Genomic DNA, 11,425 nt, shown 5'->3' with positions numbered 1-11,425 from the left:
TCTGTGGGCTTGCCCTCGTTCATGCTCTCCCCGCGGTCAGGCTCGCGATCCGCACCGCGCCGCGTGGGCGCGGTTCACCCTGGATTCAACCAGGTTCGCGGATCAGCGGGCCTGGCGCGGCGACGGGGTGGGGGCGGAGGTGGCGTCGGGGACGGGTGCGGCGAGCAGGCCGGGGGAGGCGATCTCCGAGGTGGTGGTCCAGGAGGTCAGCGAGACCGGCGGGGTGGTGCCGAGCGGGCGTATCAGGGGGGACATGGCGGCGGCGCCGGCCATCACGGGCGTGGTCAGCCGGTGCAGCGACTGCTCGGGGTGGACCGCCGGGGACGGCACTCCGGGCAGCAGCGGGGCGGAGACCTGGGTCGGGGCGACCGGGGTCCCGCCGAACAGCTGCCCGCCCTGCGCGAGGAGGGGGCCGACGCCGCGGCGGCGCTGGCTCTCGGAGGTCGTGGCGGAGCCGCCGCCCGGCGTGCGGGCCGGTGTCACGTTGCTGCCCGCGCCCGCGCCGCCACGGGCGTCCGTGTCGGTCGGGACGCCGGTGTTCATGCCGCCGAGGGCGATCGCGGCCAGCGACACCGCGCCGGCGGCGACGAAGGCGAACCGCAGCCCACGAGAACGCTCGGCGTCGGACCGGCCGGCCAGGTGGACACCGAAGCCGCGCCCGGTGGTGGGGGTGAGCACGGAGCCGTGGTCGCGTGCGGGCACGTAGCCGAACTCGAAGGGCTCGTCCCGTCTCGCTCCGAAGACTCCGGGCGCGCCGGGGCGGGCCCCGAACCTGTCGCCGAAGCCTCCTCCGAGCGGCGGCAGGCCACCGTCGCCCGGGTCGCCTCCTGCGGGCAGCCCCTGAAGGCGCGCCAGGAAGCTCTCCGAGGGTGCGGGCGGCGCCACTTCTGCGAAGACGTTCTTCAGCCGGCGCTGCGCGTCGACCTCCGCCTTGCATTTGGGGCAGGTCGCCACGTGCGCCAGCACGCGCTCGCGGGTGTCATGGCTCAGCTCGCCGTCCACGAGGGCGGAGAGCCGGTCACCGAGGTGCTGCTCGGCCGGGGTAGGACGAGTTCCACTCACGCGGTCGCGCCCCCTCCTCCCAGAACGGGGACACGGGCCACGAACGAGCGACGCCCGGAGCGCGCCTCGGGCGAGCGGTGGGCCAGTGCCTTGCGCAGCTGCGAGCGGCCGCGGTGGATCCGCGAGCGGACCGTGCCGAGCTTGACGCCGAGGGTCGCGGCGATCTCCTCGTAGGACAGTCCCTCGATGTCGCACAGGACGACCGCGGCGCGGAACTCGGGCGCGAGGGTGTCGAGGGCCTGCTGGACGTCCGCGTCGAAATGGGCGTCGTTGAAGATCTGCTGCGGCGTGGGCTCCTTGCTGGCCAGCCGCTCGGCCGCGTCGTCGCCGAGCGAGTCGAAGCGGATGCGCTGCTTGCGGCGGACCATGTCCAGGAAGAGGTTGGTGGTGATGCGGTGCAGCCAGCCCTCGAAGGTGCCCGGTGTGTACGTCGACAGCGAGCGGAAGACGCGGACGAAGACCTCCTGGGTGAGGTCCTCGGCGTCGTGCTGGTTGCCGGTGAGGCGGTAGGCGAGGCGGTAGACCCGGCCGCTGTGCATGCTGACGATCTCCTCCCACGTGGGCGGAGTCCACGCCTGCCCGTCCGCGTCGGTGGAGAAGGTCGCGGTCTGGGCGGGACCGGCACCAGGGCCGGCGGCGTGACTGTGGTCAGCGGTGTCGTTCACGGATTTCGGCTTGCCTGCCGAACCGAGAAAGCGCCGCAGCGCTCCTCCCCGATCCACAGGCGCAGCCGCACCTCCCCTGTCGGCTCTGGTGGTGTCCAGCGGAGCCCCTACCATAGCCACCTCGCCCGTTAGCTCCGGATAAGCGGTTTTACGAGAATTTGATCTGGGCTGATACGGCTCATACGACTGCGTCAGCACTTGCTCGGCATCCCGTCGGTCGTCGTGATCCAACCGTGTCCCCCCTCGGTCCGTCCCACCTCTTCAAACGCGCGGTCCCATCTGCGGGTTCCCGGCGCCAACGGATACAGTCACGCCCAGGCAACCACGGGGACAGGAGAGGGTCATTACCGGCAACCGGCAGACGAGCTGGGCGTTCGCCGACGCCTATGTCGCCGAGGACGAAGCACTGCTGTGGGCGCGTGACCGGGCCCGCGAGGCGGGGCTGCGCTCGGTGTCGCCCAGCACGGGCGCCGCGCTGCGGTTGCTCGCCGCCACCGTGGACGCCAAGGCGGTCGCGGAGATCGGTACCGGTACCGGCGTCTCGGGGATCCACCTGCTGCACGGCATGCGTCCGGACGGCGTCCTGACGACCGTCGACCTCGAACCGGAGCACCAGCAGTTCGCCCGGCAGGCCTTCCGGGCCTGCGGGTTCGCCAGCAACCGGGCCCGCTTCATCCCCGGCGGCGCGCTGGACGTCCTGCCGCGGCTCGCGGACGCCGGCTACGACCTCGTCTTCTGTGACGGCGACCGGCTCGAGGTCATGGACTACCTCGCCGAATCGTTGCGTCTGCTGCGGCAGGGGGGGCTGGTGGTGTTCGAGGGCGTGTTCGCGAACGGCCGGACGGTCGACTCGGGCCCGCAGCCCACCGAGGTCATAAGGGTGCGCGAGCTGCTGCGCGCGGTGCACGAGAGCCAGGAGCTGGTGCCGTCGCTGCTGCCGGTGGGCGACGGCCTGCTCTGCGCGGTCAAGCGATAGCCGCGCCGGCCGAAGCCCCGCGCGTCACGACCGCCCGCCCGTACGAGGCCGTGCGACCGCCCGCGCCCCTGCCCGTGAGGCGGCCGGCCCGCGTGCCGGCCCGCTCGTATACCTGCCCGACCGGTACGCCGTTCGGGTCACTGACCCCCGGACACCCCTTGCGGAAACAGGTCTCCCCGGCACCCTTGGAGATGCCGGGGAGACCTGTTTCCGCAAGGGGTGTGGTCGCTTGCGCGTCAGCCGACGACCTTCTTGAGGGCGTCGCCGAGCGCGTCGGCCTCGTCAGGGGTCAGCTCGACGACGAGCCGACCGCCGCCTTCGAGCGGAACGCGCATGACGATGCCCCGCCCCTCCTTGGTCACCTCGAGCGGGCCATCGCCCGTCCGCGGCTTCATGGCCGCCATGCTCGTTCCCCTTCCTGAAACCAGCTCATCGTCAAAGCCGACGGCCCCTGAAGGGCAAGGCGCGGCCCAGCATGGGACCCACGACACCGGCATCGAACACATTGCTTCCCAGCCATTATCCCGCATCGAAGGACCCGATGACCAACATCGGTAGGCATCGCTTGGGCAACGCGCGCGAGCAAAACCACTCAATTCGGCGATGTGACTGCGATACTGCGCGCCCGCACGGACTTCCGCCCACCGGAAACCGTCCGGATTTCTTTGACGCAGGTCACACGTCCCGCGCGCTCGGCGTCCTTCATGCTGTCCTTCGGACACTGCGTACTGGTCAGTACGTCAGCCGCGACACCGGAGGGGACATTCCATGGCCGACACCGTGCTCTACGAGGTGAGCGACGGGCTCGCGACGATCACCCTGAACCGCCCGGAGGCGATGAACGCGCTGAACATCGCGACCAAGGTCGCCCTGCGGGAGGCGGTGGAGTCCGCGGCGGCCGACGACGCCGTACGGGCGGTGCTGCTGACCGCAGCGGGTGAGCGGGCCTTCTGCGTGGGCCAGGACCTCAAGGAGCACATCGGGCTGCTGATGGAGGGCTCGGGTGAGGTCATGAGCACGGTCAAGGAGCACTACAACCCGGTCGTGCGGGCGCTGACCGAGGCGCCGAAGCCGGTGGTCGCCGCCGTGAACGGGGTCGCCGCCGGGGCCGGTTTCGGTTTCGCGCTGGCCGCCGACTACCGGATCGTGGCGGACACCGCGTCCTTCAACACCTCCTTCGCGGGGGTCGCGCTCACCGCCGACTCGGGCGTCTCCTGGACCCTGCCGCGCGTGGTGGGTCCCGGCCGGGCCACCGACCTGCTGCTGTTCCCCCGCAGCGTCAAGGCGCAGGAGGCGTACGAGCTGGGCATCGCCAACCGGGTCGTAGCGGCGGACGCGCTGCGCGCCGAGGCCGAGAAGGTCGCGCGGGCGCTGGCCGAGGGGCCGACGGTCGCCTACTCGGCGCTGAAGGAGGCCGTGGCGTACGGGCTCTCCCACTCGCTGGCCCAGACGCTGGAGAAGGAGGACGAGCTGCAGACCCGGGCGGGGGCCTCGGAGGACCACACGATCGCGGTGCGGGCGTTCGTGAACAAGGAGCGGCCGAAGTACCTGGGCCGCTGAGGTCCGGCGGCCGGCTGCCGCCGGGGGCCGCGGGTTCGTCACGCGGCCCTCCGCGTCCCTCACGGGGCGCTTCTCGACACGCAGCCCGCGAGGTGGTCGTCCACCAGCCCGCAGGCCTGCATCAGCGCGTACGCCGTCGTCGGGCCCACGAAGCGCAGGCCCCGTTTCTTGAGCGCCTTCGACAGGGCGGTCGACTCCGGGGTGACCGCCGGGACGTCCGCGAGGGTCCCCGGGACCGGGCGGGTCGCGGCGTCCGGGGCGTGGGACCAGATCAGTTCGTCGAGGTCGCCCGGGGACCAGCCGGCCAGCACGCGCGCGTTGGCGAGCGTGGCGTCGATCTTGGCGCGGTTGCGGATGATGCCGGCGTCGGCGAGCAGGCGGGCGCGGTCCTCGTCGGTGAAGGCGGCGACCGCGTCGATCCGGAAGTCGGCGAAAGCGGTGCGGAAGCCGGGGCGGCGGCGCAGGATGGTGATCCAGGACAGGCCGGACTGGAAGGCCTCCAGGCTGAGGCGTTCGAAGAGGGCCTGGTCGCCGTGGACCGGGCGGCCCCACTCCTCGTCGTGGTACGTCACGTAGTCCGCCGCGGACAGGGCCCAGGGGCAGCGCGGCGCGCCGTCGGGGCCGGCGAGGGCGGCGCCGTCGCTCACTGCTGCTCCTCCCGCGCGGGCTTGTCCATGGAGACGTGCGGCTCGGGCGCCCGGGCGGCCGAGAGCGCGGACTCCAGTTCGCCGATGCGGGCGTCGCGCTCGGCGAGTTCGGCGCCGAGGCGGTTGAGGGCGTCGTCGACGTCGGCCATGCGGTAGCCGCGGGCGACGAGCGGGAAGCGGAGCCGGTCGACGTCGGACCGGCCGACGGGGCGGTCGGGGGGCAGCGGGTCGTGCAGCCGCTCGGGTGCGGCCTCCGGCAGCGGACCGGTGCCCTCGCCGCCGCCCACCACGGCGAGTGTCACCGCGGCCACCACGACGGCGAGGGCGATGACCAGGAAGAAGAACATAACCATCGGTGGGTCCCCACGCTCGCTGTGCTCGTTGTCGGATGTGTCAGGCTCCGATCGTGCCATGCGGGTGCGACCGTTAGGGTCGCAGGCGGCGGATGTCAGGGACGTACGAGGAGAGGTCACAGGGGATGCTCAGGCTGGGCGGGCGGGAATTCGGCACCCACGAGCCGTTGGTCATGGCGATCGTGAACCGGACCCCCGACTCCTTCTACGACCGGGGCGCGACCTTCCGTGACGAGCCGGCCCTCGCGCGCGTGGAGCAGGCGGTGGCCGAGGGCGCCGCGATCATCGACATCGGCGGTGTCAAGGCCGGGCCCGGCGAGGAGGTCACGGCCGAGGAGGAGGCGCGGCGCACGGTCGGTTTCGTGGCCGAGGTGCGGCGGCGTTTCCCGGAGGTCGTGATCAGCGTGGACACCTGGCGGGCCGAGGTCGGCGAGGCGGTCTGCGAGGCGGGCGCGGATCTGCTCAACGACGCCTGGGGCGGGGTCGATCCGCGGCTGGCCGAGGTCGCGGCGCGGTACGGGGCCGGGCTGGTCTGCACGCACGCGGGCGGCGCGGAGCCCCGGACGCGGCCGCACCGGGTGGCGTACGACGACGTCATGGCCGACATCCTGGGGGTGACCGTGGGGCTGGCGGAGCGGGCGGCCGGGCTGGGGGTGCCGCGGGAGTCGATCCTGATCGATCCGGGGCACGACTTCGGCAAGAACACGCGGCACAGTCTGGAGGCCACACGGCGGCTCGGGGAGATGGTGGGGACGGGGTGGCCGGTGCTGGTGTCGCTGTCCAACAAGGACTTCGTCGGGGAGACGTTGGACCGGCCCGTCAAGGAGCGGTTGGTGGGGACGCTGGCCACCACCGCGGTGTCCGCCTGGCTGGGGGCGCAGGTGTACCGGGTGCACGAGGTCGCCGAGACGCGGCAGGTGCTGGACATGGTGGCGTCCATCGCGGGGCACCGGGAGCCGGCGGTGGCTCGGCGAGGGCTGGCGTAGTTCTCGCCCCGCCCCCGCCGCCGGCCGGAAGGCCGGGCCGACCGCCTCCGGGGTCCTTCGTCCGGACCGGCCCGCGGGCCCGGCCTGATCCGGACGAGAGGCCTTAGCGGCTCGTCTCCTTCGAGACCAGGGCCACCGCTTCCGCCACGTCGTCCGTGACGTGGAAGAGGAGGAGGTCCTTCTCCGAGGCCTTGCCCTGGGCGATCAGGGTGTTCTCCAGCCAGTCGACCAGTCCGCCCCAGTACTCCGTGCCGAAGAGGACGATCGGGAAGCGCGTGACCTTCTGGGTCTGGACGAGGGTGAGGGCCTCGAAGAGTTCGTCCAGGGTGCCGAGGCCGCCGGGCAGGACGACGAAGCCCTGCGCGTACTTCACGAACATCATCTTGCGGACGAAGAAGTACCGGAAGTTCAGGCCGATGTCGACGTAGGGGTTCAGCCCCTGCTCGAAGGGCAGTTCGATGCCGAGGCCCACCGAGACTCCGCCCGCCTCGCTGGCACCCCTGTTGGCCGCTTCCATGGCGCCGGGGCCGCCGCCGGTGATGACCGCCCAGCCGGCCTCGACCAGCGCGCGTCCGAGCTGCACGCCCGCCTCGTACTCGGGGGAGTCCACCGCCGTCCGGGCGGAGCCGAACACGCTGATGGCGGAGGGGAGTTCGGCGAGGGTGCCGAAGCCCTCGATGAACTCGGACTGGATGCGCAGGACCCGCCAGGGGTCGGTGTGGACCCAGTCGGAGGGGGCGCGCTCGTCCAGCAGCCGCTGGTCGGTGGTGCTCGTCTGCACCTGGTCCCGTCGCCGGAGGACCGGTCCCAGGCGCTGTTCCTCCGGTGGCCGCCGCTTGCCCTCCGGGTTGCCTGTAGCCATGTGAACTCCCTCCGCTTGCAGTCGTTCCACCTCAGCGTAGATCTACGCGGGTTACGGGCGGGGGACGTCGGCGTGTCCGCCGCGAAGCGTCCCCGGGCACGGATGCCCCGTGATCACGCGGTCAGCCAGGCCCGCAGCCGCTCCTCCCCCGCCAGGATCTTCGCGGTCTCCACGCGCTCGTCCCGCTTGTGCGCCAAGTGCGGGTCGCCCGGGCCGTAGTTGACGGCGGGGACGCCGAGCGCCGAAAAGCGGGAGACGTCCGTCCAGCCGTACTTGGGCTGCGGGGTGCCGCCCACCGCCTCGATGAAGGCCGCCGCGGCGGGGTGCGAGAGACCGGGCAGGGCCGCCCCGCTGTGGTCGTCGACGACGAACTCCGCCACCCCGCAGCCGGCGAACACCTCGCGGACGTGGGCGACGGCCTCCTCGGGCGTACGGTCGGGCGCGTAGCGGAAGTTGACGGTCACGACGCACTCGTCGGGGATGACGTTGCCGGCCACCCCGCCGGTGATGCCGACCGCGTTGAGGCCCTCGCGGTACTCCAGGCCGTCGATCACCGGGTGGCGCGGCTCGTACGAGGCGAGGCGGGCCAGGATCGGGGCGGCGGCGTGGATCGCGTTGGAGCCCATCCAGCCGCGCGCGGAGTGCGCCCGCTCGCCGGCGGTCTTCAGCAGGACCCGCAGGGTGCCCTGGCAGCCGCCCTCGACCTGGCCGTCGGACGGCTCCAGGAGCACCGCGAAGTCGCCCTCCAGCCAGTCCGGGTGCGCCTCGGCGACGTGCCCCAGCCCGTTGAGGTCGGCGGCGACCTCCTCGTTGTCGTAGAAGACGAAGGTCAGGTCGCGGTTGGGCGCGGGGACCGTCGCGGCGATGCGGAGCTGGACGGCGACGCCGGCCTTCATGTCGCAGGTGCCGCAGCCCCACAGGACGCCGTCCGCGTCCAGCCGGGACGGGAGGTTGCCGGCCACGGGGACGGTGTCGAGGTGCCCGGCGAGGATCACCCGCTCCGGGCGGCCGAGGCGGGTGCGGGCGATCACGTTGTTGCCGTGCCGGTCGACGGTGAGGTGCGGCAGCGTGCGCAGAGCCGCCTCGACGGCGTCCGCGAGCGGCTTCTCCGTGCCGCTCTCGGAGGGGAGGTCGACGAGCTGCGCGGTGAGCAGGGCGGCGTCCAGCGTGAGGTCAAGCGGGGTCTCGGCCATGCCGTCGACCCTAACGCGCCGACCGCTCCGTCCGCCCGGACCCGGCTTTCCCGGTGGCCTCCCCGGTTTCCGTACTCTCCAGTACCTTGTACGCGTGCCAGAGCCGTCAGCCTCCCCCAAGCGCCGCGGCCGCCTCCTGCGATGCGGGGCGGCCTGCGCGGTCCTGTCCGCCGTCGCGGGCTACGTCGTGGTCCAGTACGTCACCGGTGGCGCCGGAGACCCAGGGTGCAGAGTCGTTTCCGAGGACGCCGCGGAGGCGTACGAGTTCACGCCGGAGCAGGCGGTGAACGCGGCCACCGTCGCCGCCGTCGGCACCAACCGGAACATGCCCCAGCGGGCCGTGACCATCGCGCTGGCGACCGCGCTCCAGGAGTCGGCGCTGCGCAACCTCGACCACGGCGACCGGGATTCGCTCGGCCTCTTCCAGCAGCGGCCCTCGCAGGGCTGGGGCAGTGCCCAGGAGGTGACGGACCCGGCCTACGCGGCGAACATCTTCTACGAGCACCTCGCCAAGGTCCCCGGCTACACCGAACTGCCGCTCACCGTCGCCGCGCAGCGCGTGCAGCGCAGCGGCTACCCCGAGGCGTACGCCAAGCACGAGCCGGACGCGGCCCTGCTGGCCGCCGCGCTCACCGGGACCTCCGCGGCCTCGCTGACCTGCGACGGCCGCCCGGCCGCCACGACGGCGGCCGCGACGGCCACCGGTCCGGACGCGGTCCGCGCCGCCCTCGTGCGGGACTTCGGGCGTGACGCGCTGCAGCAGGCGGGCGCCGAGGTGGGCGGCGCGCAGACCTCCGCCGCGGACGGGGGCCCGCCGGTCGCCGAGACCGACGGGCGGACCGTGACGCTGCCCGTGGCCGGGCGGACCGCCGCGGACGGGCGCGAGGCCGCCGCGCGCGGCTGGCAGCTCGCGCACTGGGCGGTCGCCAACGCCTCCGCGCTGCGCATCGAGCGTGTCACCTATGCCGGCCGGGAATGGGTCGCCGGGCACACCGGCAGCACCTGGCGGGCCACCGGCTCGACCGAGGCCGCCGGCGCCACGGGCACGGGCGGCGGCACCGGGAGCGTACGGATCGTCACCGCGCAGTAGTGCGGGCCTTCCTTCCGGCGGGTGACACGCAGGGCACCGGACGGCGGGGCGCTCAGGTTTTCGCTCCGTCGCCGTCGAGGCGGCCGAACGCCTTGGCGCCACTGGGCTCGACGGGTTGTGCGGACTTTCGCGTCGGGCGGCTTTCGCCCGCTTTTATCCAGAGCTGATTATGCGACGCATTACCAACTCTTTACGTCGGCCGTCCGCAACCTTCGCGGGGTTCGAGCGGTAGTCACTGCGTCCGGGCCCGGACAGATGTCACAGACCGTTCTTGTTCTCTCCCGTCGAAGGAGCATCATGTCCCTCCCCCTGACCCGCAGGATCGCCCGTGCCGCACTGCTCGTCGCCGCGGGAGCTGCTGCCGGTGTCGGTGCGGCCGGCTCCGCCGGCGCTGCCCCCGGCCTGCCCGCCACCCCGAACCTCGGCGGCCTGACCGCCCTGGACGGGGCGAGCGTCGGCCACACGGTCGACAGCGCGGCTCAGAACGTCACCGGGACCGCGGGCGAGACCGGTGGCAAGGCGGTCGAGCAGGCGGTGCCGGGCGCGGGCAAGACCGGCGGCAAGGCCGTGAAGAAGGTGACTCCGGTGGCGCAGAAGGCCGCCGGTGAGGCGGCCGGCTCCGCGGCGGGCTCCGCCGGGGACCTCCTCGGGGACACCGCGTCCACGGCCACCAAGGGTGGGCTGCCGACGGACTCGCTGACGCACGGCGGGCTGCCGGGGGCGGGCAAGCTGCCGGCCAAGGGCCTGCCGCTCGGCTGAGCACCGGCTTCCGCGGCGACGGGGTCCGGGGGTCTCCCCGGACCCCGTCGCCCGTGTGTGCGGGTGCCGCCCGGCAGCGGTCCGTTCCGCGGGGCTCGCCGCCCCCGGCGGAACGACCGCCCGCGGCGGGGACCGCGTCAGGCCAGCCGTTCCACCGCCGCCCGCACCCGCTCGTCCGTCGCCGTCAGGGCCACGCGTACGTGCCGGGCGCCCGCCGGGCCGTAGAAGTCGCCGGGGGCCACCAGGACGCCCCGCTCGGCCAGGTGGGACACCGTCTCCCAGCAGAACTCGTCCCTCGTGGCCCAGAGGTAGAGGCTGGCCTCGCTGTGGTCGATGCGGAAGCCGTGGGCGAGGAGGGCCTCGCGCAGGAGGGTGCGGCGGGCGGCGTAGCGTTCGCGCTGCTCGCGGACGTGGGCGTCGTCGGAGAGGGCCGCCACGACCGCCGCCTGGGTGGGCGCCGACGTCATCATGCCGCCGTGCTTGCGGATCTCCAGGAGCGGGGCGAGCACCGCCGGGTCACCGGCCAGGAAGGCGGCGCGGTAGCCGGCCAGGTTGGAGCGCTTCGACAGGGAGTGGACGGAGACGATCCCGTCGTAGGAGCCGCCGTTGACGTCCGGGTGGAGGACGGAGACGGGGTCGGCCTCCCAGCCCAGTTCGAGGTAGCACTCGTCGGAGAAGAGCAGGATGCCGTGCTCGCGGGCCCAGGCCACGGTCCGGGTCAGCTCGGCCTGGGACAGGACCCTGCCGGTCGGGTTGGACGGGGAGTTCAGCCAGAGGAGCTTGAGCCCCGCCGGGTCCAGTGCGGTCGGGTCGTCGTAGGCCTCGTACGCGGCGCGGGCCAGGCGCGCGCCGACCTCGTACGTCGGGTAGGCCAGACGGGGGAAGGCGACCCTGTCGCCGGGGCCGAGGCCCAGCTGGGTGGGGAGCCAGGCGACCAGTTCCTTGGAGCCGACGATCGGCAGGACGTGCCGGTGGGTGACCCCGCGGGCGCCCAGACGCCGCTCCAGCCAGCCGGTGATCGCGTCCCGCAGCGCCGGGGTGCCCCAGACCGTCGGGTAGCCCGGGGAGTCCGCCGCGTCGATCAGCGCCTTCTGGATCAGCTCGGGGACCGGGTCGACCGGGGTGCCGACGGAGAGGTCGACGATCCCGCCGGGGTGCGCCGCGGCCGTCTTCTTGTACGGCTCCAGCTTGTCCCAGGGAAAGGTGGGAAGACGGTCGGAAACTGCGGACACGGTTCTCAGCTCGCTCTCTGACGGATACGGCCCATGACGG

General features: G+C 73.1%; 13 protein-coding genes. 5 read left to right on the top strand and 8 right to left on the bottom strand.

The window, feature by feature from the left end; genetic code table 11:
- Nucleotides 1-102: 102 nt before the first annotated feature.
- Together ACIP5W_RS02195 and sigE are read right to left on the bottom strand one after the other, a co-directional pair.
- A complete protein-coding gene (locus ACIP5W_RS02195) occupies nucleotides 103-1,062 on the bottom strand; it encodes a zf-HC2 domain-containing protein (RefSeq protein ID WP_401465344.1) in 960 nt (319 codons plus the stop codon).
- Entirely contained in the window at nucleotides 1,059-1,841 is a 783-nt protein-coding gene (gene sigE, locus ACIP5W_RS02190; protein ID WP_401465341.1) for an RNA polymerase sigma factor SigE, read from the bottom strand. The genes ACIP5W_RS02195 and sigE overlap by 4 nt, the downstream gene beginning before the upstream one ends.
- A gap of 163 nt (nucleotides 1,842-2,004) precedes the next feature.
- Between sigE and ACIP5W_RS02185 the strand changes: the two genes are divergently transcribed.
- On the top strand, nucleotides 2,005-2,703 hold the full coding sequence (locus ACIP5W_RS02185; protein ID WP_401465664.1) for an O-methyltransferase: 699 nt from the start codon (nucleotides 2,005-2,007) through the stop codon (nucleotides 2,701-2,703).
- A gap of 236 nt (nucleotides 2,704-2,939) precedes the next feature.
- On the opposite strand, the gene ACIP5W_RS02180 is transcribed toward ACIP5W_RS02185, so the two are convergent.
- Nucleotides 2,940-3,107 carry a DUF3117 domain-containing protein gene (locus ACIP5W_RS02180; protein WP_003966491.1) on the bottom strand — a complete coding sequence of 56 codons (168 nt, stop codon included), beginning with the start codon at nucleotides 3,105-3,107 and terminating at the stop codon, nucleotides 2,940-2,942.
- 364 nt (nucleotides 3,108-3,471) lie between these two features.
- Here ACIP5W_RS02180 and ACIP5W_RS02175 point away from each other — a divergent pair, with 364 nt between their 5' ends.
- On the top strand, nucleotides 3,472-4,263 hold the full coding sequence (locus tag ACIP5W_RS02175; RefSeq protein ID WP_401465338.1) for an enoyl-CoA hydratase/isomerase family protein: 792 nt from the start codon (nucleotides 3,472-3,474) through the stop codon (nucleotides 4,261-4,263).
- Between the two features lie 59 nt (nucleotides 4,264-4,322).
- Here the strand turns inward: ACIP5W_RS02175 and ACIP5W_RS02170 are convergent, their stop codons facing one another.
- Both ACIP5W_RS02170 and ACIP5W_RS02165 read right to left on the bottom strand, forming a co-directional pair.
- Nucleotides 4,323-4,910, bottom strand: coding sequence for a DNA-3-methyladenine glycosylase I (locus tag ACIP5W_RS02170; RefSeq protein WP_401465335.1), 588 nt, complete (start codon nucleotides 4,908-4,910; stop codon nucleotides 4,323-4,325).
- Nucleotides 4,907-5,263: a DivIVA domain-containing protein gene (locus ACIP5W_RS02165; RefSeq protein WP_401465332.1), complete on the bottom strand. Its 357-nt coding sequence runs from the start codon at nucleotides 5,261-5,263 to the stop codon at nucleotides 4,907-4,909. Before ACIP5W_RS02165 ends, ACIP5W_RS02170 begins: the two co-directional genes overlap by 4 nt.
- A 125-nt stretch (nucleotides 5,264-5,388) precedes the next feature.
- Here ACIP5W_RS02165 and folP point away from each other — a divergent pair, with 125 nt between their 5' ends.
- Complete coding sequence (gene folP / locus ACIP5W_RS02160) at nucleotides 5,389-6,249, top strand: dihydropteroate synthase (RefSeq protein ID WP_401465329.1); 861 nt, start codon at nucleotides 5,389-5,391, stop codon at nucleotides 6,247-6,249.
- Nucleotides 6,250-6,352: 103 nt separating this feature from the next.
- Here folP and ACIP5W_RS02155 read toward each other — a convergent pair whose 3' ends face one another.
- Both ACIP5W_RS02155 and dapE read right to left on the bottom strand, forming a co-directional pair.
- Complete coding sequence (locus ACIP5W_RS02155) at nucleotides 6,353-7,111, bottom strand: TIGR00730 family Rossman fold protein (RefSeq protein WP_401465326.1); 759 nt, start codon at nucleotides 7,109-7,111, stop codon at nucleotides 6,353-6,355.
- Nucleotides 7,112-7,224: 113 nt separating this feature from the next.
- A complete protein-coding gene (gene dapE, locus ACIP5W_RS02150) occupies nucleotides 7,225-8,304 on the bottom strand; it encodes a succinyl-diaminopimelate desuccinylase (protein ID WP_401465323.1) in 1,080 nt (359 codons plus the stop codon).
- Between the two features lie 94 nt (nucleotides 8,305-8,398).
- On the opposite strand from dapE, the gene ACIP5W_RS02145 reads away from it, so the two are divergent.
- Together ACIP5W_RS02145 and ACIP5W_RS02140 are read left to right on the top strand one after the other, a co-directional pair.
- A complete protein-coding gene (locus ACIP5W_RS02145) occupies nucleotides 8,399-9,394 on the top strand; it encodes a heavy metal transporter (RefSeq protein WP_401465320.1) in 996 nt (331 codons plus the stop codon).
- Nucleotides 9,395-9,691: 297 nt separating this feature from the next.
- On the top strand, nucleotides 9,692-10,153 hold the full coding sequence (locus ACIP5W_RS02140) for an ATP-binding protein (protein ID WP_401465317.1): 462 nt from the start codon (nucleotides 9,692-9,694) through the stop codon (nucleotides 10,151-10,153).
- A gap of 137 nt (nucleotides 10,154-10,290) precedes the next feature.
- On the opposite strand, the gene ACIP5W_RS02135 is transcribed toward ACIP5W_RS02140, so the two are convergent.
- The gene (locus ACIP5W_RS02135; RefSeq protein ID WP_401465314.1) at nucleotides 10,291-11,385 is read right to left on the bottom strand and encodes a bifunctional succinyldiaminopimelate transaminase/glutamate-prephenate aminotransferase; all 1,095 of its coding nucleotides are present in this window, start codon (nucleotides 11,383-11,385) and stop codon (nucleotides 10,291-10,293) included.
- Nucleotides 11,386-11,425: the final 40 nt, after the last annotated feature.

Source organism: Streptomyces sp. NPDC088766, from assembly GCF_044750845.1.
Taxonomy (GTDB): domain Bacteria; phylum Actinomycetota; class Actinomycetes; order Streptomycetales; family Streptomycetaceae; genus Streptomyces.
Note: the sequence above shows the minus strand (reverse complement) of the source record. Positions and strands in the feature narration are given on the sequence as shown.